Origin of the sequence: Pseudomonas fluorescens (genome assembly GCF_012974785.1) — a bacterium.
Classification (GTDB): Bacteria; Pseudomonadota; Gammaproteobacteria; order Pseudomonadales; family Pseudomonadaceae; genus Aquipseudomonas; species Aquipseudomonas fluorescens_BT.
On sequence record NZ_CP027561.1, the window covers coordinates 3,812,143 to 3,835,037 of the forward strand.

28 protein-coding genes are annotated in these 22,895 nt (G+C 61.7%); 13 read left to right on the top strand and 15 right to left on the bottom strand.

The window, feature by feature from the left end; translation table 11 throughout:
- Positions 1–16 precede the first annotated feature (16 nt).
- Together C6Y56_RS17080 and C6Y56_RS17085 are read right to left on the bottom strand one after the other, a co-directional pair.
- Positions 17–955 carry a hypothetical protein gene (locus C6Y56_RS17080; protein ID WP_169430879.1) on the bottom strand — a complete coding sequence of 313 codons (939 nt, stop codon included), beginning with the start codon at positions 953–955 and terminating at the stop codon, positions 17–19.
- A gap of 192 nt (positions 956–1,147) precedes the next feature.
- On the bottom strand, positions 1,148–1,441 hold the full coding sequence (locus tag C6Y56_RS17085; protein ID WP_169432667.1) for a hypothetical protein: 294 nt from the start codon (positions 1,439–1,441) through the stop codon (positions 1,148–1,150).
- Positions 1,442–1,645: 204 nt separating this feature from the next.
- Between C6Y56_RS17085 and C6Y56_RS17090 the strand changes: the two genes are divergently transcribed.
- Positions 1,646–2,329, top strand: coding sequence for a response regulator transcription factor (locus C6Y56_RS17090; protein ID WP_169430880.1), 684 nt, complete (start codon positions 1,646–1,648; stop codon positions 2,327–2,329).
- A complete protein-coding gene (locus tag C6Y56_RS17095) occupies positions 2,307–3,701 on the top strand; it encodes a sensor histidine kinase (protein WP_169430881.1) in 1,395 nt (464 codons plus the stop codon). Before C6Y56_RS17090 ends, C6Y56_RS17095 begins: the two co-directional genes overlap by 23 nt.
- 46 nt (positions 3,702–3,747) lie before the next feature.
- On the opposite strand, the gene C6Y56_RS17100 is transcribed toward C6Y56_RS17095, so the two are convergent.
- Genes C6Y56_RS17100 through C6Y56_RS17110 form a run of 3 tightly spaced genes read right to left on the bottom strand, consistent with a single transcriptional unit; the run spans position 3,748 to position 6,000 of the window.
- Entirely contained in the window at positions 3,748–4,158 is a 411-nt protein-coding gene (locus tag C6Y56_RS17100; RefSeq protein ID WP_169430882.1) for an SRPBCC family protein, read from the bottom strand.
- Positions 4,159–4,183: 25 nt separating this feature from the next.
- Positions 4,184–4,981 carry an SDR family NAD(P)-dependent oxidoreductase gene (locus C6Y56_RS17105; RefSeq protein WP_169430883.1) on the bottom strand — a complete coding sequence of 266 codons (798 nt, stop codon included), beginning with the start codon at positions 4,979–4,981 and terminating at the stop codon, positions 4,184–4,186.
- On the bottom strand, positions 4,978–6,000 hold the full coding sequence (locus C6Y56_RS17110) for an aldo/keto reductase (RefSeq protein WP_169430884.1): 1,023 nt from the start codon (positions 5,998–6,000) through the stop codon (positions 4,978–4,980). The genes C6Y56_RS17105 and C6Y56_RS17110 overlap by 4 nt, the downstream gene beginning before the upstream one ends.
- Before the next feature lie 114 nt (positions 6,001–6,114).
- On the opposite strand from C6Y56_RS17110, the gene C6Y56_RS17115 reads away from it, so the two are divergent.
- On the top strand, positions 6,115–7,014 hold the full coding sequence (locus C6Y56_RS17115) for a LysR substrate-binding domain-containing protein (protein ID WP_169430885.1): 900 nt from the start codon (positions 6,115–6,117) through the stop codon (positions 7,012–7,014).
- 176 nt (positions 7,015–7,190) lie between these two features.
- Entirely contained in the window at positions 7,191–7,562 is a 372-nt protein-coding gene (locus C6Y56_RS17120; protein WP_169430886.1) for an endonuclease domain-containing protein, read from the top strand.
- A 215-nt stretch (positions 7,563–7,777) separates the two neighbouring features.
- On the opposite strand, the gene C6Y56_RS17125 is transcribed toward C6Y56_RS17120, so the two are convergent.
- Positions 7,778–8,695, bottom strand: coding sequence for a pyridoxal-phosphate dependent enzyme (locus C6Y56_RS17125; RefSeq protein ID WP_169430887.1), 918 nt, complete (start codon positions 8,693–8,695; stop codon positions 7,778–7,780).
- 162 nt (positions 8,696–8,857) lie between these two features.
- On the opposite strand from C6Y56_RS17125, the gene C6Y56_RS17130 reads away from it, so the two are divergent.
- Entirely contained in the window at positions 8,858–9,517 is a 660-nt protein-coding gene (locus C6Y56_RS17130; protein WP_169430888.1) for a methyltransferase family protein, read from the top strand.
- Here the strand turns inward: C6Y56_RS17130 and C6Y56_RS17135 are convergent.
- Both C6Y56_RS17135 and C6Y56_RS17140 read right to left on the bottom strand, forming a co-directional pair.
- Positions 9,511–10,179, bottom strand: coding sequence for an HAD family hydrolase (locus C6Y56_RS17135; protein WP_169430889.1), 669 nt, complete (start codon positions 10,177–10,179; stop codon positions 9,511–9,513). The two genes, C6Y56_RS17130 and C6Y56_RS17135, sit on opposite strands and share 7 nt — an antisense overlap.
- Positions 10,180–10,242: 63 nt before the next feature.
- Entirely contained in the window at positions 10,243–10,656 is a 414-nt protein-coding gene (locus C6Y56_RS17140; RefSeq protein ID WP_169430890.1) for a response regulator, read from the bottom strand.
- Positions 10,657–10,843: 187 nt separating this feature from the next.
- Between C6Y56_RS17140 and C6Y56_RS17145 the strand changes: the two genes are divergently transcribed.
- Positions 10,844–11,785 (top strand): class I SAM-dependent methyltransferase, encoded by a 942-nt coding sequence (locus C6Y56_RS17145; protein ID WP_169430891.1) that lies wholly within the window; start codon positions 10,844–10,846, stop codon positions 11,783–11,785.
- A gap of 5 nt (positions 11,786–11,790) precedes the next feature.
- On the opposite strand, the gene C6Y56_RS17150 is transcribed toward C6Y56_RS17145, so the two are convergent.
- Positions 11,791–12,564 carry a helix-turn-helix transcriptional regulator gene (locus tag C6Y56_RS17150; RefSeq protein ID WP_169430892.1) on the bottom strand — a complete coding sequence of 258 codons (774 nt, stop codon included), beginning with the start codon at positions 12,562–12,564 and terminating at the stop codon, positions 11,791–11,793.
- Positions 12,565–12,676: 112 nt separating this feature from the next.
- Between C6Y56_RS17150 and C6Y56_RS17155 the strand changes: the two genes are divergently transcribed.
- Complete coding sequence (locus tag C6Y56_RS17155) at positions 12,677–13,780, top strand: polyamine ABC transporter substrate-binding protein (protein ID WP_169430893.1); 1,104 nt, start codon at positions 12,677–12,679, stop codon at positions 13,778–13,780.
- 27 nt (positions 13,781–13,807) lie between these two features.
- Entirely contained in the window at positions 13,808–14,926 is a 1,119-nt protein-coding gene (locus C6Y56_RS17160; protein WP_169430894.1) for a P1 family peptidase, read from the top strand.
- A gap of 18 nt (positions 14,927–14,944) precedes the next feature.
- On the opposite strand, the gene C6Y56_RS17165 is transcribed toward C6Y56_RS17160, so the two are convergent.
- Positions 14,945–15,529, bottom strand: coding sequence for an NAD(P)H-dependent oxidoreductase (locus C6Y56_RS17165; RefSeq protein ID WP_169430895.1), 585 nt, complete (start codon positions 15,527–15,529; stop codon positions 14,945–14,947).
- 115 nt (positions 15,530–15,644) lie between these two features.
- Between C6Y56_RS17165 and C6Y56_RS17170 the strand changes: the two genes are divergently transcribed.
- Entirely contained in the window at positions 15,645–16,277 is a 633-nt protein-coding gene (locus tag C6Y56_RS17170) for a TetR/AcrR family transcriptional regulator (RefSeq protein ID WP_169430896.1), read from the top strand.
- 192 nt (positions 16,278–16,469) lie between these two features.
- Here the strand turns inward: C6Y56_RS17170 and C6Y56_RS17175 are convergent, their stop codons facing one another.
- Positions 16,470–17,096, bottom strand: coding sequence for a TetR/AcrR family transcriptional regulator (locus C6Y56_RS17175; RefSeq protein WP_169430897.1), 627 nt, complete (start codon positions 17,094–17,096; stop codon positions 16,470–16,472).
- A gap of 164 nt (positions 17,097–17,260) precedes the next feature.
- Between C6Y56_RS17175 and C6Y56_RS17180 the strand changes: the two genes are divergently transcribed.
- Positions 17,261–17,701: a hotdog fold domain-containing protein gene (locus tag C6Y56_RS17180; RefSeq protein ID WP_169430898.1), complete on the top strand. Its 441-nt coding sequence runs from the start codon at positions 17,261–17,263 to the stop codon at positions 17,699–17,701.
- A 65-nt stretch (positions 17,702–17,766) separates the two neighbouring features.
- Here C6Y56_RS17180 and C6Y56_RS17185 read toward each other — a convergent pair whose 3' ends face one another.
- Positions 17,767–18,453 (bottom strand): GNAT family N-acetyltransferase, encoded by a 687-nt coding sequence (locus tag C6Y56_RS17185; RefSeq protein ID WP_169430899.1) that lies wholly within the window; start codon positions 18,451–18,453, stop codon positions 17,767–17,769.
- A 183-nt stretch (positions 18,454–18,636) separates the two neighbouring features.
- Here C6Y56_RS17185 and C6Y56_RS17190 point away from each other — a divergent pair, with 183 nt between their 5' ends.
- Positions 18,637–18,963, top strand: a complete 327-nt coding sequence (locus C6Y56_RS17190; RefSeq protein ID WP_169430900.1) for a YXWGXW repeat-containing protein — start codon at positions 18,637–18,639, stop codon at positions 18,961–18,963.
- 42 nt (positions 18,964–19,005) lie between these two features.
- The gene (locus C6Y56_RS17195; RefSeq protein WP_169430901.1) at positions 19,006–19,218 is read left to right on the top strand and encodes a YXWGXW repeat-containing protein; all 213 of its coding nucleotides are present in this window, start codon (positions 19,006–19,008) and stop codon (positions 19,216–19,218) included.
- Between the two features lie 6 nt (positions 19,219–19,224).
- Here the strand turns inward: C6Y56_RS17195 and C6Y56_RS17200 are convergent, their stop codons facing one another.
- From C6Y56_RS17200 to C6Y56_RS17210, 3 genes are all read right to left on the bottom strand, one after another.
- Positions 19,225–19,782 carry a YceI family protein gene (locus tag C6Y56_RS17200; protein ID WP_169430902.1) on the bottom strand — a complete coding sequence of 186 codons (558 nt, stop codon included), beginning with the start codon at positions 19,780–19,782 and terminating at the stop codon, positions 19,225–19,227.
- Between the two features lie 83 nt (positions 19,783–19,865).
- Complete coding sequence (locus C6Y56_RS17205) at positions 19,866–21,221, bottom strand: MATE family efflux transporter (protein WP_169432668.1); 1,356 nt, start codon at positions 21,219–21,221, stop codon at positions 19,866–19,868.
- A 162-nt stretch (positions 21,222–21,383) separates the two neighbouring features.
- Complete coding sequence (locus C6Y56_RS17210; RefSeq protein ID WP_169430903.1) at positions 21,384–22,157, bottom strand: hypothetical protein; 774 nt, start codon at positions 22,155–22,157, stop codon at positions 21,384–21,386.
- Positions 22,158–22,316: 159 nt separating this feature from the next.
- Here C6Y56_RS17210 and C6Y56_RS17215 point away from each other — a divergent pair, with 159 nt between their 5' ends.
- Entirely contained in the window at positions 22,317–22,886 is a 570-nt protein-coding gene (locus C6Y56_RS17215) for a chorismate mutase (protein ID WP_169430904.1), read from the top strand.
- The last annotated feature ends 9 nt before the right edge of the window (positions 22,887–22,895 follow it).

Consider the following 22,895-nt stretch of genomic DNA (forward strand, 5'->3'; position numbering starts at 1 on the left):
TGATGATGCTCCTTGATTAACGGACTGGGGGAACAGTGGTCGTGGTGTAGGTTTCGACTTCGACGTACTCCACCGCATCCCGGCGGCGACCGCCGAAGGTGGCCGACAGACTGGCAAAGAACGCACCGGCCAGCAGCGCGATGAACATCCACAGCGAAGTCCAGGCAGCGACTTTGGCGGCGGTGTCAGCCGCTTGCTGTGCTTTGACCTTGGCGTCGGCGATGGCTTTTTGCGTACGGGCGTAGATTTCGTCCACGCGACGTTCGGCGTCGGCCTGAGTCAGGTTGGTTCGCTGAGCGACCAGTTGCGCAAGGTAGGTGCGATCCTCGGGGCTGAGCTGACCGTTGGCCAGGCTCTGGGCGAAGATCCGGGTCACGGTGCCGCGAGCGGCTTCGTCACTGACGGCGGCAGGACGGTCATCACGGAACAGACTGTCGACGAAGTAACCGTACTGGTCGCTGTTGGTGTTGGCTGCGGCAGTGCCGGCGGCCTGGGTCATGGCGCTGGCCGCTCCACCGGCAACACTCGCACCGGCCTGCACGCCACCGCTGACAATGCTGCTGACCGAACCGACCACCAGGGTTGCGGTGACCAGTGTGGCCACGCACCAGGCGAGAAAGCCGTGGGCAGTGTCGCGAAAGTACACCTCGTCGCCGTGCATGTTCGCCCACTTCACCCGCAGGCGACCGGCGATGTAGCCACCGAGTCCTGAAGCAATGATTTGCGTGGCGGCCAGCCAGACGATCGTTGAAATGCCCAGGCCCTTGGCGCTGACGCCCTCCCCGGCCCACGGTGAAACAGCGGAAAAACCCAGACCGAAGCCGAGCAGCACGAGAATCAGCGACAGCGCCGCAGCCGCCGCGGCCCCAGCGAAGATCGCGCCCCAGGACACCCCTGAGACGTTGTCCGACTCGCCTTCAAAGGCAGGATAAAACCCATCTGAAGATCTATTCATTGTTGTTCTGCTCCCGGCATGAAAAAAGGTGTTACAACTCGTCATCAGATGAATTGCAGTGACCGTGCCAGTCGCCAGAATTTAATAAACTCAACAATTTCAACAGGTTAAAAAGACTGAACTTCCCATGACCATGCAAATTGCAACAAATACCCGATAACAGCGGGTTTTATGCATTGGCACAAAAACCGGTCATTTGCGCTTGTAGCTCTTCTTGCCACCAGGCGTCAGGCAATACACGCCACCGCGAGGGCCGGTGCAGAACGAACCGGTGCCGCAATCACAGCCATCATCGCTTTGCAGGAACCGCTGCGGCTGCGCCTGTTCACGAATCCCGAACATCGCGGCGCAACTCTTTTTCGAGCCGCTGATGGAGCCGTCATTGCACAGAAACAAATCACCGTCGCAGCGATCGATCCCGCCCTTCTTGCCGGAACAGGGCGTGTTGGCCGCCCATGTCAACGTACTCAACAACATCAGCAACATGCCAGCCACCGGCCTCCAGCCACCGCGAATCAACTTGCTCACGTCATCACTCCGTTGAAATATGGCCAGATGATATCAACGTTTCGGAAAATAATTCGGCAGCCGCTGCCAATGGCGGTTAAAACATGAAAGTTAATTTAAAGCGTTACTGCAAAATCTTGGCAAAATGGTGCCATTCCGTTTGAACCGATCAGCAGGCCTCCCATGACTCGCATCTTGACCATTGAAGACGACGCCGTGACCGCCCGGGAAATCGTCGCCGAACTGAGCAGCCACGGCCTTGACGTGGATTGGGTCGACAATGGCCGCGAAGGCCTTGACCGCGCCGTCAGCGGCAATTACGACCTGATCACCCTCGACCGCATGCTGCCCGAACTCGATGGCCTCGCCATCGTCACGACCCTGCGCACCATGGGTGTGTCCACGCCGATCCTGATGATCAGTGCCCTGTCCGATGTCGACGAACGCGTGCGCGGGCTGCGCGCCGGCGGTGACGATTACCTGACCAAACCCTTCGCCACCGACGAGATGGCCGCCCGGGTCGAAGTATTGCTGCGCCGGCAGAACAACGGTGGCGCCCAGCCCACCACCCTGCGTGTGGCGGACCTGGAACTGGACCTGATCAGCCACGAAGCGAGCCGCGCCGAGCAGGTGCTGACGCTGCTGCCGACCGAGTACAAACTGCTGGAATTTCTGATGCGCAACAGCGGCCAGATCCTGTCGCGGATGATGATTTTCGAGGAGGTCTGGGGTTATCACTTCGATCCCGGCACCAACCTGATCGACGTGCACATCGGCCGTCTGCGCAAAAAGATCGACCCGCCGGGCAACGTCCCGCTGATCCGCACGGTGCGAGGCTCGGGTTATGTCATTGCCGAACCCGTCTGACGGCTGGCGCTCCTCCAGCAGCCGGTTGCTGGCGCTTTACAGTTCGTTGTTCGTGGCCTGGAGCGGGATCCTCATGGGGGTCATGTATTTCGAGGTCTCCGGTTACCTCGACAACCTGGCCAAGCATTCGCTGATGCAGCGTCAGCATCTGTTCTCGCACTTTCGTGGCGACCAGCTGGAAGACGCACTCGCCGCCAGCATGACGTTCGATATTCGCGGCATCGATGCCTACGGCCTGTTCGCCGCCGACCACACCTACCTCGGCGGGGCCTTGCAGCAGATGCCTGCCGGCCTGCCGCTGGACGGCAAGATCCACGAATTGCGCGACTGCTCCGAATCCGACGACCCGACCCTGCCCGCCGACAGCTGCGATGCGGTCGCCACCCCGACCCGCGACGGTCGCTGGCTGGTACTGGTGCGCGACAACGGCTCGCTGTTCGCCGTGACCCGGATCATTCTGCGCGCACTGCTCTGGGGTGTTTCGCTGACGATCGTGCCGGGGGTCATCGGCTGGCATTTGCTGCGTCGTCGGCCGTTGCGACGCATCCGCGCGATTCAGGCCAGTGCCCAATCGATCGTCGCCGGCGACCTGACTCACCGCTTGCCCGTGTCCAATCGCCGTGACGAACTGGACATGCTCGCCGCCATCGTCAACGCCATGCTCGATCGCATCGAGCGCTTGATGAATGAAGTCAAAGGTGTGTGCGACAACATCGCCCACGACCTGCGCACCCCGCTGACCCGCCTGCGGGCGCAGTTGTATCGCATGCAGCAGCAGGCCGGCGAAGGCTCGCCGGAGGCCGCGCAACTGGATCTGGTGCTGGCCGAAGCGGATACGCTGATGGCGCGCTTTCGGGGTTTGCTGAGGATTTCCGAACTGGAAGATCGCCAGCGGCGTTCGGGATTCGTCGAGCTCGATCCGGTGCGGCTGTTGCAGGAACTGCATGAGTTTTATCTGCCGCTGGCCGAGGAAGACGAACTGCATTTCAAACTGAACATGCCGGAAACCCTGCCGCAGCTGAACGGTGACCGGGCGCTGTTGTTTGAAGCCTTGGCCAACCTGTTGAGCAACTCGATCAAGTTCACCCCGCCAGGAGGCACGGTAATTTTGCGTGGGGTGAATGATGCGGGGCATACACGGATCGAAGTGCACGACTCCGGCCCCGGTATTCCCGAGTCGGAACGCGAAGCGGTGTTCCAGCGCTTCTATCGAGCAGAGGGTGGGCAACCGCAAAGCGGTTTCGGGCTGGGGCTGTCGATCGTCGCGGCGATTGTCAGCCTGCACGGGTTCAGTCTTGAGGTGGGTCACAGCGATCTGGGCGGGGCGAAACTGGTGCTGGATTGCCGGCAGAGGCTGATTTCACAGTCGTGAAAGCGATCGTTCCCACGCTCTGCATGGGAACGATCAGCGATCTAACTCAGGCTGGGTAATTCGCGCGTAGCGCCTCGAGTCCACCCTGATAGATGCCGCTGAACAGCGCCACCACTTCCTCATCGCTTACGCCCTGGGCGGTGAAGCGTCCCGACCACGTCACCTTCGCGCCCTGCCCCTGAGCTTCGACGCGAATCGTCGCCAGATAATCGGTGGCCGGAAACGGTGCCTGCAGAATCGAATAACTGTAGGTTTTGCCCGCGTTATCGAACGTCTCCAGGCGCTCGACCACCACCGCGCCGTCAGCGGTTTGCAGGGTGCGCACACGCCCGCCTTCGCTCAGTTCGCTGTTGGGAATGAACGGCAGCCAGTCCGGCAGGGTGTTGAAGCCGCCAATCAATTGCCAGACCTGATCGGCCGAAGCCGGGATGTCGATCGTTGCTGATGCTGTTGCCATAAATAAAAAGTCTCTCTCGATAAATTCAGATAGTCAGGCTGTCGACCACGCCGCCGTCGACCCGCAACGCGGCGCCGGTGGTGGCAGAGGACAGCGGTGATGCGATGTAGGTGACCAGGTGCGCGACCTCTTCGACATCCGCCACGCGCTGGATGATCGAGCTCGGACGGGCCCGGCGCACAAAGGCGTCGGCTTCGTCCCGCAGGCTGCGGCCGGACTCGGCGGCGGCATCCTTGAGCATCTCTTCGACGCCGTCGGTGAAGGTCGGCCCCGGCAGGATTGCATTGACCGTGACGCCAGTGCCGGCCAGCCGTTTGGCCAGACCATGGGATACCGCCAGGTTGGCGCTTTTGGTCACGCCGTAGTTGATCATGTCCGCCGGGGTGGCCACGCCGGATTCCGAGGACAGGAAGATCACCCGGCCCCAGCCCTGCTCGACCATCGCCGGTACGTAATGCCGCGACAGACGCACGCCGGAGATCACGTTGATTTCATAGAAGCGCGTCCACTCATCGTCCGGCGCGTCGAAGAAATCCACGGCGTTGTAGATGCCGAGGTTGTTCACCAGGATGTCGGCTTTCGGTTCGGCGGCGAACAGTTTCTGCGCGCCGTCGGCCGTGCCCAGATCCGCCGTCAGACCGCGCAGTTGCGCGCCCGGCACCTTGTCTCGAATGCTTGCCAGCGCCTGTTCGACCTTGGCCGCGTCGCGACCGATCACCACCACCGTGGCGCCCGCCTCGGCCAGCGACTGGCTGATGCCCAAACCGATGCCCGCCGTACTGCCGCTGACAATCGCCAGTTTTCCGCTCAGATCGATCTTCATGCTTTCACCTCATCAATAGGTAATGGTGCACGTTCGGACACCAGTTTCGCTTCTCGCATGGCCTGCCAGAAACCGGCAGGAATTACCGCTGACAGCGCCGCCACGTCCTCGGCGATCCGCCCGGGTTTGCTCGCGCCGGGAATCACCGCTGCCACCGCCGGATTGGCCAGGGAGAATTGCAGCGCCGCCGCTTTTACATCCACACCATGGGCCGCCGCGATACGTTTGATCTGCTCGACCCTGGCAACGATCTCAGGGCTGGCCTTCTGGTATTCGAAGTGCGCGCCACCGGCCAGAATCCCCGAGCTATAAGGGCCGCCGACGACGATTTCAACGTTCTGCGCCCGCGCCGAATCCATCAGGCGTTGCAGGGCCCGCTCGTGGTCGAGAAGAGTGTAGCGGCCGGCCAGTAGAAAGCCGTCGGGCTGCGCCTCGGTCAGATCAAGGGTCAATTCGCAGGGTTCGACCTTGTTCACGCCCAGCCCCCAGCCCTTGATCACGCCTTCTTCACGCAGGCGGGTGAGGACTTTGAAGGCGCCGGTACGGGCCTGATTGAAATACTCCAGCCATTGGTCACCGTAGAAATCCTGAGCGATGTCGTGGACCCAGACGATGTCCAGGCGATCGGTTTTCAGGCGTTCTAGGCTGTCTTCGATCGAGCGCAAGGTGGCATCGGCGCTGTAGTCGTTGACGATCTTGTTCGGGCGGCCGTGTTCGAACACCCCGCTCTTTTCGCCCAGATCACGGGCGGCGGCGTCTTCGACTTCGTCGAGAATCACCCGGCCGACCTTGGTGCTGAGCACATAGTCGTCGCGCTTGTAGCGGGACAGTGCTTCGCCGAGGCGTATTTCCGACAGGCCCGAGCCGTAGAACGGCGCGGTATCGAAATAACGCACGCCGGCATCCCACGCCGCATGCACGGTGGCCTGGGCTTCTTCCTCGGGGATGGCACGGAACATGTTGCCCAGTGGCGCGGTGCCGAAGCCCAGTTGGCCGGGCAGTTTGTCATTCAAACTCATTGGGGATTTCCTCGTAGTGTCTGGGTCGTGGTTGACCGTTGAGCAGATCCTAGATTGCGCCACTCAGACCGTCCAAGACATAATCCGCAGCACTTGAGTCCTTTAAGGTCTGACATGATCGACATCCGCCAATTGCGTTACTTCGTCGCCGTCGCCGAGGAAGAACACGTCGGCCGCGCCGCCGAGCGCCTGCACATTTCCCAGTCGCCCCTGAGCCGGCAGATCGCCCAGCTTGAAGAACGCCTGGGCCTGACCCTGTTCGAACGTAGCCAGCAACGTATCCGCCTGACCCGTGACGGCCAGACGTTTCTCGCCGAAACCCGCGCCCTGCTGACCCACGCCAATCGCCTCGAATCCCTCGGCAAACGCCTGGGCCGTGGCGAGGAAGGTGGCCTGTGCATCGGCTACATCGAGAACGCCATGCACGCGGGCGTCCTGCCCAACGCCTTGCGCGTGCTGCGGGTGGATCGACCGAATGTGCATGTCGCGCTGTACAACCTCAACTCCGCCGAACAGCTCGAAGGGCTGCGTCAGCGTAGCCTCGATATCGCCCTGGTCAGCGAACCGCCGACGACCGACGATCCTGACTTGCTGGGCTTTCAGGTGCTGGACGACCCGATGCTGCTGGCGCTGCCGGAGCAGCATCCACTGGCCGCACAGGCATCGCTGACCCCGCAGGATCTGGCCACTCAGGAGTGGATCGGCGTGCAACCGCGCCAGGAGGCGCGCGACGACTTCCTGAGCGCCTGCCTGCGCGCTGGCTTCACCCCGGATGTGCGGATGCAGGCGACCGAGCCGTTCACCGCGCTGGGGCTGGTCGCTTCGGGGCTGGGGATTGCCATGATCCAGAAAGGCCTGAGCCACAACGCGCCGCCAGGTGTGGTGTTGCGGGAAGTGCCGTGGCTGGCGTTTACCACGCCGTTGTGGGCGGCGTGGCACCGGGTCAATTTGCGGCCGTTGGTGGAGACATTCAGGACGATGCTGACGGGGCCGGACATCTCGGGCGCCAGATAATCTGCTGGCCCCTCACCCTAACCCTCTCCCCGAGGGAGAGGGAACTGATCGGGGGATATTGACGTGATGCAGCGACCTGAAAAATCTAGTGTGAATCCATAATCAGGTTGATCCGGCACTGACGGTTTGTCCGGTCTACAGTGAATTTTCCATCCCACTTCACAAGGACGTGAAGCATGCAAAATCGCCCTACCCTCGACCAACGCCGGTTCGCCCGCCGTTTACGCGCCAGCCAGACCGATTGCGAGCAGATGCTCCGGCAACGGCTGCGTGCGCGGCAGGTGGCGGGACTGAAGTTTCGGCGGCAGGTGCCGATCCCACCGTTTGTGCTGGATTTTTATTGCGTAGAGTTGAGGTTGGCGGTGGAGCTGGATGGGGGGCAGCACTATGAGGAAGCGGGAGAGGTTCATGATCGGCGGCGTACGCTCTATCTTCAGCGGCTTGGGATTGAGGTGGTGCGGTTCAGTAATCTGGAGGTGATTCGGCAGATGGGGGATGTGTTGGAGCAGATTGTCAGGATCGCAGAGGATTTGAGATCGCGGTCCTGATCCGGAAAGCGCCCTCACCCTAGCCCTCTCCCAGAGGGAGAGGGAACTGATTGGGGGATATTGCCGTAATACATCGACCTGAAAGATCTGCAGTGAATCCATAATCGACTCGGTTTTTCAGGTCGATGTATCCCTCAATACACCTCGGTCGGCCCCCTCTCCCTCCGGGAGAGGGCTGGGGTGAGGGAAAGCGGTCGACGCAGAAATCCGAGCATTCAAATCCCGAAACGCGCCCACCCCGCCACCAACTGCGCACTGATACTCACCCCGCCACACACCACAATCACCACATCACGAGCCTCCGCCAACGCCGGGTGATCGAGGTAGGCCACCGCCAGCGACACCCCGCACGCCGGCTCCACCAGTTGCCGCAAATCACTGGCGTAACGCACCACGCCCATGATCGCGTCGTCATCGGACAGCACCAGGCATTCGTGATCGAACTCGCCGATGTGCTGCACCGGCCAATCCGCTACCTGAGCGGCCCCCAGGGAGGTGGCGACGGTGTCGATCTTGCTCAGGCGCACCGGGTGGCCGGCCTCGACGGCGGCGGCAAACGAGGCGGCGCCGCGGGTTTCGCAGGCGATGATCCGGCAGTCACGCCGGTCATGGCGCAGCAGTCCGGTAAGGATCCCTGCCAGCAATCCCCCGCCGCCCACAGAAGTGACCACCGTGTCGACCTGCGGGCAGTCTTCGAGGATTTCATCGATCATCGTGCTGTGCCCTTGCCACAACACCGGGTGGTCGAAGGCCGGAACATATTCGGTGTCCGTCGCACCGGCCAATTCACGGGCGCGCTGGTTGGCCTCGTCCCAGACCTTGCCATGCACAATGACTTCGGCGCCGGTGCGACGGATGCGCGCGCGGGTCGCTTCCGGGGTGGTGTGCGGCACCACGATGCAGGCTTGCAGACCCAGGCTGGCCGCCGCCACCGCCGTGGCGAGGCCGGCATTGCCGCCGGACGGACAGACGACTTTGCGCTTGCCCTGCGCCGCCGCCTGACTGCACAACAACCCCATGCCCCGCAGCTTGAAGGAGCCGCTGGGTTGCAGGTTTTCCAGTTTCAGCCAGATACGCCGGGAAGTGGTCGACAGGGTCGGATGGAGGATCAACGGCGTGCGGATGTGCAACATGGCGGGCTCCTGTTGAGGTCACGTCCGGACGACCGCTGCGCCGGAGCGTGGACGAATGCAAGGTGAACGTCCCTGCCTGAAGCGTAGTTCACCCCGCCCCCAACGTTGAACGCCGGGGATCGTGCCGGGATCTACACTGAACGGATCAGCCGTGAGGTGCCTATGAAAATGTCAGCGCAAATGACCGTCGTCGCGGTGCTTGCCACCCTTGCCTATCTGGGTCTGGCGATGTGGGGCATCGGTGGCGTGGCGGTGTTCTTTTCCCACGGGGCCTTGGTGGTCGTGACCCTGGCGACGTTGGTGATGGTGGTGGTGTCGTTGTTCAGCGAAGTGAACCTGAGCTCCGGTGAACGTGAAGACCGGGCCAATCGCTGGGTGATCCCGGCGTTCGGCGTGATCGGTCTGGTCAGTGCGTTTCTGCCGGCTTACTGCGACCGCATCGGTTTCTGGACCATTGGTCGCGAAGGCACCCGCTGGCTGGGAGCGTTGCTGTTCATTGCCGGCGGTGCGTTGCGGTTGTGGCCGGTGTTTGTGCTGGGGCATCGGTTCAGCGGCCTGGTGGCGATTCAGCCGGGGCATCGTCTGGTCACCGATGGCATCTACACGCACCTGCGCAATCCCAGCTATCTGGGGCTGGTCGTCAATGCTTTAGGCTGGGCGTTGGCGTTTCGGTCGGTGGTCGGGATCCTGCTGGCAGCGCTGACCCTGATCCCGCTGATTGCCCGTATCCACTCAGAAGAGGCCCTGCTGCGCGCCCGGTTCGGCGCCGAATACGATGCCTATTGCGCACGCAGCTGGCGGTTGTTGCCGGGGGTTTACTGAGGTTGCAGACGCAACTGGCCGTCGCTGTCGATGCTCAGCGTAACGTCGCAGTAACTGGCGATGGTCGCGTGCCGCGTCTCGACCGGATGCTGGTGAGTGGCGGTAATGATCATCAACGGCGCACCCGCCGCTTCAGCCGCCTGAATACCGACGGTCGCATCTTCGAATATCAGGCAATCGACCGGGTCCAGCCCCAGACGCCTGGCAGCCAGGCGGTAACCGGCCGGATCAGGTTTGCCGGCGCTCACGTCTTCGGCCGTGATCATCACCGCAGGCTCGGGAATCCCCGCCGCCGCCATCCGCCGCAACGCCAGATCCCGTGGCGCCGAAGTCACCATGGCCCACTGATTTGCCGGCAACGACTTGAGAAACGCCGCCGCACCAGGAATCTCGACAATGCCTTCAACGTCTTCGATTTCCGCTTCGGTGATGAACGCCGCTTGCGCCTCGGCGTCCACGCCCGGCAAGTTCAGACGCGTGATGGTATCGATGGCGCGCACGCCATGGATGGTCGGCAGGAACGTTTCGACATCCACGCCATGACGCTCGGCCCAGGCAGCCCAGATCCGCTCGGCGGCGGCGATGGAGTTGAGGACGGTGCCGTCCATGTCGAACAGGAACGCGCCGAACGCGCGATTGAAAACAGCATCTTGAGCGGACAAGGGATCGCATCCTTAGGCAGAGCCGGGCAAATGTGCCCGGCAATGTAGCATTTGCCGCTGGCCTCAGTGCAAACGCGGTGCCTTGGATTTGAACGCGTCGTCCACACAATCGAGCAACTGGCCGATGGCCCAGGGCTTCTTGATGAACGCCACCGGATGGCGGACGCCGGAGGTCTCCGGCGTTTCATAACCGGACATGACCATCACCGGTTTTTCCGGCCAGCGTTCGCCCACCAGATTGGCCAGGTCCGCCCCATTGAGGGTGCCGGGCATGGTGATGTCGGTGAGCAGCAGCGCGACTTCCGGCGCGTGCTTTTCCAGGTATAGCGACGCCGCATCGGCACTGGTCTGCGGCTCGACCTTGAAACCTTCCTCCTGAAGAATTTCGCACAGAAACTCCAGAATCAACGGATCGTCTTCCACTACCAGAATCAACCCGCCAGGAAGGTGCGCGCTCGACGTCGGAATTGGACACATGAACTGGCACTCCCCGAATTGCATGAACGATTTAGCGGCATGATCCCGCTGCTTATCTGGTATGAGCGGCGCCTCGTACATAAATTCATTTTTGATACAGGTCTTTTCGATAACGTCGGTCGGCGGACCATCGCCATGGCGCATTTGTGGTTAAAATGCCCGCCCTTTTGCTGGCCGATTCCGATTGATGAACCCTCAAGCCCTCGCCGTTCTCCACGCCCACCTGCTCACCGCACTGACTTCGGCACCGGCCGAAACCCGGCGTCTGTTCCACGGGCGCGGGCGTTGCTGGCCGGGGCTGGAACAGGTCACCGTGGACTGGCTGCAAGGCGTGGTGCTGGTGTCGCTGTTCAAGGAACCCGAGGCTTCGCAGCTGGAAGACCTCAAGCGCCTGCTGCTGGAAATCACCGGCTCGGCGCCATGGCAGCAGTCCGGCGCCCACACCCTGCTGATTCAGCACCGATACCTGCCGCAAAGCACTGCCGAATGGCTGCTGGGGGAAGAGATCGATGAGATGACCATCGTCGAGGGCGGGCTGAAATACCGCGTGGATCTGGGCCGCAAGCAGAACGCCGGGCTGTTCCTCGACATGCGCTACGGGCGCAACTGGGTGCGCGAACAAGCGGCGGGCAAACGGGTGCTGAACCTGTTCGCCTACACCTGCGGTTTTTCGGTGGCGGCTATCGAGGGCGGCGCCAGCCATGTGGTCAACCTCGACATGTCCCGCGCCGCGCTGAGCCGGGGCCGCGACAATCACCGCCTGAACGGGCATGACCTGAGCAAGGTCAGTTTCCTCGGCCACGACCTGTTCAAATCCTGGGGCAAGGTGATCAACAGCGGCCCGTACGATCTGGTGATCATCGACCCGCCGTCGTTCCAGAAAGGCAGTTTTCTGCTGACCAAGGATTACCAGCGCGTACTGCGCCGCCTGCCGGAACTGCTGACGGCACAGGGCACGGTGCTGGCGTGCATGAACGATCCTTCGTTCGGTTCGGATTTCCTGATCGACGGCGTGACCCAGGAGGCGCCGAGCCTGCGTTTCGAGCAGCGGCTGGAAAATCCGCCGGAGTTTCCCGACGTCGATCCTGAAAGCGGCCTGAAGGCGCTGCTGTTCAAGCAGATCGGCTGACCTGCTCAGCGCGGCCGCAACACCAGCGCAAACAATTCGCCATGCCCGGTGACATTGAGCTTGTGATAGAGATTGCGCCGATGCACCTTCACGGTCTCCGGCGATATGTTCATGCGCTGGGCGATGGCCTTGCTGGAAAAGCCCTGAAGAATCAGGCGCGCCGTATCGATTTCGCGCACGGTCAGGCGGGCGTCGAAACGATCCAGCAATGCGGCCAGATCTCCGACCGGCGCCTCAACGACTGCGCCTTGCGGCGGCATCAACTGCACATGCCGACGCATTGCTGACAGCACCCAGTCCCGCACGCAGAGCAGACGCCCCTGCTCCTGCAAACCGAACGCCGTCGCCCGGCCCATCGACAAGCCGAGCACACCGTCATCGGTGTTGACCAGAAATTGCAGTTCATCCGCGCCGACCACAGAACGGAAGTAGCTCAGGTAGTACTCGCTGTGCAGAAACTGGTCCGGCGCCACGGACGCGAGGCTGTGCAAACCGTCGGCGATCCCGGAGACAGCGGCCTGGTAGAAGGGATCAAGCAGGTACATGCCAGCACAGTAACCGGCCAGTTCTTCCTGCTCGTCGGCACGGCCCTGACTGTCGAAGTCGATCAGCAACTGCGGCGGCCGCCCCGCCTGCATCACCGCCACCAGCGCATTGTCCAGCGGCACCAGCAATCGCAGCGTATCGACCAGCGCCCGCCAGAAACCGTCCTGCCCCACCGTGGCGAACACTCGCGACAGACTCTGATGCACCGGCAATTCCTGCAGCAACGCGTCCACGCACTACCCCTTTCGAGTAACCCATGATGGGAATGGGTGTGGCGCAGCCCGCCCGATAGGCTGACCACTCCTGTTCATCACCGGCCTGCCAACAGGCCAGGAGTGCCGCATCATGCATAGTCATCGTGGGTATATCAACCTGGGTCTGATGGGCGTTTTGTCCGCAGCACTGAGCGCGCAGGCGGCCGATGCGCCGAGCGTGCATGTCTACAACTGGTACGACTACATCGGCCCGAACACCCTGCATGACTTCAAGCGTGACAGCGGTATCGAACCGGTCTACGACACCTTCGACAGCGCCGAAGTGCTGGAAGGCAAACTGATGACCAGCCGCAGCGGCTACGACGTGGTGGTGGCGAGCAACTTCAGCCTGCCGACCCTGATCAAGGCCGGCGCCCTCGCTCCGCTGCCCCGCGATCAACTGCCGGGCTGGAAGAACCTCGACAACGATCTGCTGCGCAAACTGGCCAACAACGACCCCGGCAACCAGTACGCCGTGCCGTATCTGTGGGGCACCAACGGCATCGGCTACAACGTCGACAAGGTGCGCGCCGCGCTGGGCGACAAGGCCCCGGTGGACTCCTGGGATCTGGTGTTCAAGGAAGAGAACCTCGCCAAGCTCGGCGAGTGCGGCGTGGCGATGCTTGACTCGCCATCGGAAATGCTCCCGGTTGCGTTGCACTATCTCGGCCTGCCGCCCAACAGCACCAACGCCGAGGACTATCAGAAAGCCGAAGCGCTGCTGCTGAAACTGCGCCCGCACATCGCCTACTTCAATTCCTCCAAATTCATCAGTGATCTGTCCAACGGCAACATCTGCGTGGCAGTCGGCTGGTCCGGTGCGATGCTCGAAGCCAAGACCAACGCCGAGCAGGCCGGCAACGGCGTGAAGATCCAGTACAGCCTGCCGAAGGAAGGCGCGCCGGTGTGGTTCGACACGCTGGTGCTGCTCAAGGACGCACCGCATCCGACCCAGGGCCTGGCGTTCATCGACTACCTGCTGCGGCCCGAGGTGATTGCGCCGGTCAGCGATCACCTGTCTTACCCCAACGGCAATCGGGCCGCCACCGCGCTGGTCGGCGAAGCCACCCGCGACAACCCGGCGGTGTATCCGTCGGCCACGGCGATGACCACGCTGTTCACCCTCGAGCCCCTGCCCAAAGCCACCGAGCGGGTACGCACGCGGGTCTGGAGCAAGGTCAAGAACGGCCAATAATCAACATTGAACAGAGAAGAAAACACCATGAAACCAAGAGCCCGCGATCTCCACATCCGCATCGGCCAACTGCAGCCCGGCCCGCTCAACGCCATCACCGACGTACCCGGCGTGCGGGTCGGCCACAGCAATGTGCGCGGCCGCAGCGCCAGCGGTCGTGATGTCTGCAGCGGCGTCACCCTGATCGAACCTCGCGCCGGATCGACCAATGCGCAACCGTGTTTTGCCGGCGTTCACGTACTCAACGGCAACGGTGATGCGACGGGGCTGGAATGGATTCGCGAAGCCGGCCTGCTGACCAGTCCGATCGCCTTCACCAACACCCATAGCCTCGGCGTAGTACGCGACGCCTTGATCGAATTGGATCGAGCGCAGCAACCGGACGACGGTCGTCTCTACTGGAACATGCCCGTGGTGCTGGAGACCTTCGATGGATTGCTCAACGACATCAACGGCTTTCACGTGAAGCCCGGGCACGTGGCCGAGGCGATGAGCAATGCCGTTGACGGCCCGGTGCAGGAAGGCGCAGTGGGCGGTGGCAGCGGCATGATCTGCCATGAATTCAAGGGTGGGATCGGCACCGCGTCGCGCCGCTTGAGCAAGGCTCAGGGCGGCTGGACGGTGGGCGCCATCGTCCAGGCCAACCATGGGATTCGCAGCGAACTGCGGGTCGATGGCTACCCGGTCGGGCGTTACATGGAACAGGTGGATTCGCCGTTCCTGCGCGCTTCGCTGCCGCACCCGGGCATGGGTTCGATCGTGGTGTGCCTGGCCACCGATGCACCGTTGCTGCCGCATCAATGCACGCGGCTGGCACAACGGGCCAGTCTCGGTCTGGCGCGTACCGGCGGTGGCAACGAAGACCACAGCGGTGACATCTTCCTCGCCTTCGCCACTGGCAACGGCCACATCCCGCCCGCCGCCTACGAGGGCAAAGGCGCGCCAACCTGCGACGGCTTGCGGATGGTCAACAACGACCACATCAGCGAGCTGTTTCTGGCGGCGACCGAGGCCGTTGAAGAGGCGATCATCAACGCCTTGCTGGCCAGCGACAGCACCGAAGGTAACGGGCATTCGGTGCCGGGGCTGGATGCCGCCACCCTGCTCGCCACTCTCGAAAAAGCCGGCTGGCCGGGCACTCGCTGAAACCGTTCGCAAAGAGCTTCAGCGAAACAGCCCTTGTCCGAGTTCGCGCGCTGCCTGCAGCTGGATCGCAGGATCGCCCGACTCGGACTCCAGCAACAACGCCGAGCCCGTCACCGTTGCACCGCAGTAATCGAAGATGCCGTGATCGATCTGCGCCTTCATCGCCGCGCCGTAGCCGTGGCGTTCGTAAGTACGTGCATCCGCCCCGCCGAGTGCGACCAACTGCACACGCAGTCGTCCGAGTTTTTTCAGGGTCGAATCGCCGTCGAAATCAAACGCCCAGCCATTGCTGAACACCCGGTCGATCCAGCCTTTGAGCAGCGCCGGCATCGACCACCAGAAAACCGGATAGACCAGCACCAGCGCATCGGCGCGATCGATTCGCACCTGCTCGGCCAGAACGTCTGCCGGCGGTGCGGACTCGCGGTGGTGCACGGCCCAGTCGGCCACACCGAAACGCGGATCGAATGCCTCGGCGTGCAGGTCAGCGATTTCGAAGGTGTTGGACGAATCACTCTCCGACAGGCCTTTGGCAATCTGATGCGCCAGCCCATGGGTCAGCGAGCGGGGATCATCATGGTCTACAACAATCAATGCATGCATGGGGGAAATCTCCGGTTGGTGATTGCTGACCAAGGGCTTATCCTTTCGATAAGTTACACTTGGTAAGCTACAGTTAGTAAGTTACCTTCAGTAAGTTACGTTTGGTATATAAGCAATGGCAACCACTGAAATCCCCGAACCCGCTCAACCGCGCCGACGCCTGTCCCGGGAAGACCGTCAGCGCCAGTTGCTCGACATGGCCTGGCAATTGATTCGCGAAGAAGGCACCGATGCCCTGACGCTGGGTTATCTGGCGGAAAAGGCCGGCGTGACCAAACCGGTGGTGTATGACCACTTCATCACCCGCGCCGGTTTGCTGGCTGCGCTGTATCAGGATTTCGACAGGCGCCAGACGGCGTTGATGGATGCGGCGCTGGCCGATGCCGAGGCGACCCTGAGTGGCACCGCGACGGTGATTGCCACGGCGTATGTCGATTGCGTGCTGACCCAGGGCAACGAGATTCCGGGGGTGATCGCCGCCCTGGCCAGCACGCCGGAACTGGAGAAGATCAAACGCGAATACGAGGCGGTTTTCCTGGAGAAATGCCGCAGTGTGCTGTCGCCGTTCGCTGACGGTGGTGACATTACCCAGGCGGGATTGCGTGCCATGCTCGGCGCCGCCGAGGCGTTGTCCCAAGCCGCGGCCACCGGCGAAATCAGCCCGGCCGAGGCCCGTGAGGAGCTGTCTGCGAGCATCGCAGCGATGGTCGAAAGGGCCGCCGTCAGTGCCGCAAAAGCAAGTGACTGACGGTACTTGAGACCGTCCGTGCACCTTCCTAGGATGGAGATACGCAGTCGCTTGGTTTGCCAAACCGCTGCGTAGGTGCGGGTGTCCTGAACCCCAATCAAGCCCGCACCTTGTTCATGCGCATCTTGAGCCTCACGGGCTCTACTTCCTCCCCATCAAAGAGTCTTGAGGCTCTTTTTTTGTCTCCGAAAATCAGCGCTCCGGTTCGCGACGGATCGAACGCCACGCGGCTTGCGCCAGCAGCTCGCGATAAGCCTTCGGACTGCCCTGCACTCGCCCGGACAACCACGCCCGGCAATAGCTGTCGGCCTGACCGACGATCAGCGATGGCAGCAATTCGGCCGGGCAATCGTTGAGTTCGGCGGCGCGCCCGGATTCGGCCAGCCAGGTGCGCAGCCCCAGATTGCGGGTCTTGTTGCGAGCGGCGAGTTCGTCCTTGTGCGGCCCCCGGGTCACGGCATAACGCGCGTGGTACTGGAATCGCGCCCATTCAGGCTGGTTCTCGACCCAGTCCACATAACTGAAAACCAGGGCCTGCACGCCCTCTTCGGTGGTCGTCGCGTCGGCCAGATACGCATCGCGCAAACGCGCCTGATCTTCCAGTGCGGTGAAAAACAACGCGGCCACCAGCCCTTCCTTGTTGCCGAAGTGGTGGTAGATCGCGCCGACACTGGTGTCGCACTCGGCCCTGATCATTTCGATGGTCGTGGCCTCGATACCTTGTTCATTGAACAGGCGCAAGGCTTTGCGAAAGATGTCGCGCTTGAGTTCGGCCCGTCGTCCGGGGTAGCTGCGCTCGAGTAGATCTGCGGTGTCCATGGGGTTGAAGGCCTGGTAAATCCTGTGGAAAGGCACACCCGTGCCGGTAATCGAAACGCGCCTAGGTTGACAGATTTCCCGCTGACAGAATACCGTTCCGTTACAGAACAATATTCTGTAACGGAATATCATTCTGTAAATTCATCCAATCACGAGGATTTCCCATGAGTCAGTTTCTCGCCATGTTCACCAGCGCCGGCCCACAAGCGTTCAGCCAGATGGCCTGTCAGGTCGCGCCGTATTTCAGCAGCATCAATCCGTTGGTCAGCGAGCTGCGGGCAGGCTCGGCGACTGTACAAGTGCCGTTTCGCCGCGAGATCACCAACCACCTTGGCACCGTCCACGCCATCGCCATGTGCAACGCCGCCGAGCTGGCCGCCGGGATGATGACCGACGTGTCGATTCCCGCCGGCGCACGCTGGATTCCAAAGGGCATGACGGTCGAGTACCTGGCCAAAGCCAAATCCGACGTGACCGCCGTGGCCAATGGCGAAGGACTGGACTGGCAGACCGAAGGCGACAAGATCGTGCCGGTCGACATTCACGATGCCGAGGGCAAGAAAGTGTTCACGGCGCGGATCACCATGAACGTGAAGCTGTCCTGAAATCACGGGCACAAAAAAGCCCTTGTTGCCGTCATCGCAACAAGGGCTTTTTGCCGTTGGCCGGATCAGTGCACGGTCAGGCGCTGGCGGACAAATTCCTCGGTATGGCGCGTGACTTGATCCAGGTGCCGGTCGCGCTGTTTTTCGGCATCGACCATCGCCCGCTTGCCATGTTTGTGCAGGAGGTAGGTGTGAATCTGCTGCACTTCCAGCGAGCGGTAGATCGGCGTGGTGTCGATAAAGCCGCGCAAGCCGTTGCTGCGGTAATGCCGGGTGCTCATCAGCACCTGAGTCTCCAGCTGGCCCAGCACTTCAAAGCCCAGCGCCTCGAAATACGGGACTTTACCCACGCTGCACGTCAACTCGGCATGGGGGTAACGCGTCACCATGTCGGCGATCAAAGCCCGGGCCACACCCTGACGTCGGTACGGCTGCCGGACCGCCAGATACGCCACGTTGCATGCCTCCCAATCGCCCTGCACCGGCAAGTACAACAGGAAGCCGATCACCTGCTCCGGGTCATCCTCATCAGTGGCCACCAGCAGTTCCACTTCGGTGCCCTTCTCGCCGTTCAGCGCCTCCAGATACAAATGCACTTCGTAGCCGACCGCGTATTGATAAACGTTGTACAGCAGGTTGCTCGGGCCCAGACCGATGGCGCTGATGTCGGTCAGGTAATCGACCACCATTTGCAGGATCTGGCTGTTGACGCCTTCGGGGCACGGGGATTTGTAGTGGGTGATGCGGGGCATGACGGGTGAACTCCGGCGGTAAAACACAAGTTGCCGGGCGGGTTGAGCGGCCGGCGAACCGCGACATCATACCCTGTGCAAGCCTGACAAAAATTTCATCTGCCCGAGAACGGATATTTCGCCGATTTGGCGTCCAATTCTTCAGCTGCGTTCAATTCCCGACGCAGGCCCTGAGGAGTTGTCATGAACGTTCTGCGTTCCCTGTTCAAATGGCGAAAAGCCCTGCTGCTGGTGCCAGTGACGCTGGCCACGCTGGCCAGTTCCCCTGTGTTTGCCCAACCCGAAATGATCATCCGCGAAGCACCGCCACCGATGCGCATGGAACCGATGCCCGGCCCACGGCCTGGTTATGCATGGGATCGCGGCCACTGGCGCTGGGAAGGCCGGGGTTATGTCTGGATGCCCGGTCACTGGCAACCGGTACGTCACCACGGCGCACGCTGGGAACCGGGCCACTGGCAGGCGCGCGGGCCGAACTGGTACTGGATTGAAGGTCATTGGGTGCGTTGATCGCTCGCCAGCCCGCCAACGTCATACACCAGGAAAATCGTCATGTCGAAAACCATAAAAACCTTGCTCGCCGCCTCGCTGGTGGCAATCACACTGTCGGGCTGCGTCGTCGAACCGGTGCGCCCGCATCGCCCACCGCCGGTGGTGGAGGTCGTTCCGGCGATGCCTGCGCCGGGTTATCACTGGGTCGCCGGGCATTACCGCTGGGCCGGCAACCAATGGCGCTGGGTGCCGGGGCACTGGCGGGCGTATTGAGGCCGCTCACTGGGCCGGTGCAACCACCTTGAACTTGATCGCGATGTCGTTCGAAACCACGGTATCGGCCCACTCCCCGGCACCGAGGCCGAAGGCATCGCGCTTGAGCACCAGTTCACCGTCGAAGATGCCGATGCTGCTGTCCGGTTTCACATGCACCGGCACCTGTACTTCATGGGTGATGCCTTTGAGCGTGAGCTGGCCGGCAACCAGATAGTGGTTGTCATCGACCCGGCTGAAACGGGTCGATTCAAACACCGCCACCGGGAATTTTTGCGTGTCGAACCATGCGGGTTTCACCAGCTCGGTGTTGGCGTCTTCACTGCCGGCATCGATGCTGGTGAGGTCGATGTGCAACGTGGTGCGGGCGTTGCTCAGATTTGCAGTGTCGAAATCCAGCGTCGCGTCGAACTTGCCGAACGTGCCGTACATCCGCGAGCCCATCTGGTTGTAGGTGAAATTGATCTGGCTGGCGGTGGTGTTGACCCGGGTGTACTCCACGGCCTGCGCCGCCGGCATGACGATCAGGCAACACACGGCAGCCAACAACAATCGAATCGACATGGGATGCTCCGGTGCCTCGGTGGACCTCGACTGACTTAAGCAAACATCCGACGCTAATGCCAGCGCCCACAGCGGTTATTCATTCAAACCAGCCGCTCGATCTTCTGATGCTGCCAGACCCGTTTGTAGTACAGCGTCTGCAAGACCAGCATCCCGAGGTACGCTACCGGAAACGCCATCCACACACCCTGCAAACCAAACTGCCCGTCCAGCCAGTACGCCGCCGGCAATTGCACGCCGACCACGCAAATGATCGCGATGGCCACCGGCACCAGAACCGTGCCGCTGGCGCGCATGATGCCGCCGACGATCGCCTGGAAGCCGAAGATCAACAGGCTCCACAGCATGATGTGCAGCAAGTGCTCGGCCATCGCCCGGGTCGAGTCTTCGGTCAGGAACAGCCCCAGCAGCCAGTGCGACAACAGATAACCGAGCACGATCAAGCCACCGGTCAGGCACACGTTGATCCACAGCCCGGTGCGCAGGATCGGCCCCATCCGCTCCAGCCGCCCGGCACCGATTGCCTGGGCACCGAGGATCGACGCGGTGATCGCAATCGACAGCGCCGGAAACTGCACGTAGTTGACGATCTGCGTCACCGCGCCATAGGCCGCCGTCGCCTGGGAGCCGTGCTGGTTGACCAGCGCCAGAATGACGAGCTCCGACAGCGACAGCACAATCATCTGCACCCCGGTCGGCAGGCCGATGCGCAACACCTTGCCGAGAATCTCGCCGTCCAGGCGCAGCGCCGCGAAGAACTCCCGGTCCGGCGCCAGCGGATGGCCCTTGCGAATCAGACTCCATGACAGCCACGCCATCGATGTCAGCGTGCCGGCCAGCCCCGCAACCGCCGCGCTCTGGATCCCCAGTTGCGGCAAGCCAATCCAGCCGCGAATGAACGCCGGGGTCAGCGCCAGACCGACAATGGTCGACAGCAGCAGCGCCAGCATCGGTGACAGCGTGTCGCTCACCCCGCGCAACAGCTGAGTGAACAGCACGTACACCAGCACAAACGGCAACGTCCACATCATCACGCGAGCATAGGCCACCGCGTCATCCAGCACATCCGCCGGCGTGCCCAACCCCTGCAGCGCCTGACGCGCGAACACACTGCCAAACACCGCCGCCACCAGCCCGATCAACACCCCCAGCAACAGCGTCGCCCCGGCGATCGCCTTCACCATGTGCGACTCGCGCGCGCCCCACGCCTGCCCGATCAACACCCCGGCCCCGGCACCCAGACCGATGACCAGCGCGATGAAGAAAAAGATGATCGGAAACATCCCCGACACCGCCGCCAGCGCCTGAGTGCCGAGCATCTGGCCGATGTAGATGCTGTTGACCGTACCCGACATCGACTGCAGGAAATTCGACAGCACCATCGGGGCGAGGAACAGCAGGTAGGTTTTCCAGAGCGGTGTTGGGGCGGTGGTTTGCATTGAAGGGAGATCCATCTCGACAGCCGGGAACAGATTGAGGGTAGCTTCGGCGAGTTCCGAGCGATGAGCAATGAACTTCTCGGATATTGCAGAAGTTTTCATCTGCGCCCCTCAAGGCTCGACAGATTCATCCTCATCGCTGATTGTTTTCCCTCACGCCAGCTATGGCTGCTTCGGGTTTTGACTCTTTTTTTTCAGCCGTAAACCGTCTGTCTGGCACCCGGCTTCAAGTGCGTGCTGCAGATCCTGTTGCGATTGAGCGCTGACAGGGGACGAGTAATCGGCGGCCAGATAATAGAAGCCTTCGGCACGTGCCTGTTGCGCTTCAAGCAACGTCGGTTGCCCCAACAATCTTATCCGTGCGAATGGATCTTCATCCGTCTTGGGTGGTTCAACCGTGCGCTCGAAACAGTACGCATGGCTAACGGCAAACGGGTAATAGCCCAGGTAGGCATCCTCGGCGTTCAACACATTGCGCAAAAGCATCCGGCTCTCGTCGTAACGAGGCGTCTTGGGAACCGTGTCACTGCACTTTGCATAAACGATGGCGCCGACCAGCAGACCTTTTCTGGCGGAGTCGCCATAGAGGGCGCAGGCCTTCTCACGTTTTTGTTGCAGATCGGGATTCATCGGGTCGCCGAACTCTGTCATCCGCGCTTTGTAAAATACAGCGGCGGCATTACCTTCGGTGATGGACTGAGCCAGGTAGCGTTCAGCCTTGTTTTTGTTCTCAAGAATTTTTTCACCTACAACTTTCGCTTTTGCCTTGTCCGGCGAGTCTTCGGTCGCCATCAACAGAAGCTCTTTCGACAACGCTTGTCCGTCCCAGTATGCCGTGAGGTATTGATTGAACGAGTCAGTACCGGGCGGCTCCGTCTCGGCAACAGCGGTTGAACACACAAAGAAAATCATCAGTGACATCAGATTGCGCAGCATCGAAATTCCTTTTTTTCTCGGAGATCACCACCGAGCCATTAATAGAGACAAGCCTGTATCGGTCGCCAACGAAGGGAGTTGAATGCAAGTTGCAGGTGCCCTCTTCTGCATAACCGTGATAAACCGCAGGCTTGTTCATAACCATTGAGATCATGCCCCATGCCTCGCGCCTTGCGTTTATCTGCAGTCGTTCTTTTGTCTCTGTGTGCCGGTATCGCCGGCGCAGCCGCGCCCTCTCCAGCTCCCAAGACTCTGCAGCCATTGGTGGCAACCCTGAACGAACGCCTGAACATCGGCGACCTCGTCGCCCTGACCAAATGGGACAGTGGCAAGCCGATCCAGGACAGTCCCCGCGAAGCCCAGGTCATTGCCAATGCCCGAACGCTGGCCACCGAACGCAAACTCGACCCGGAAGACGTCGCGCAATTGATCGCCGCGCAAATGGAAGCCAACAAACTGGTGCAATACGGTTTGCTCGCGAAGTGGCAAGCGGCCGGTGCTGCGCCGGACACGCCGCGTCCGGATCTGGGCAAGCAGATTCGGCCGCGCCTTGATGAACTGCAAACCCGCCTGTTGCAGCAATACGCCGACTTCACGCCCTACCGTCACGACCCGAACTGCCCGGTATGGCTGGCCAAGGCACGCAGCGGTTTGACTCAAGATGCACTGCACGAACTGGCCCTGACTCGCGCCACCGGCGAGCTATGTATCCGGGCAACCGCCCCGTGAACCGGGGCT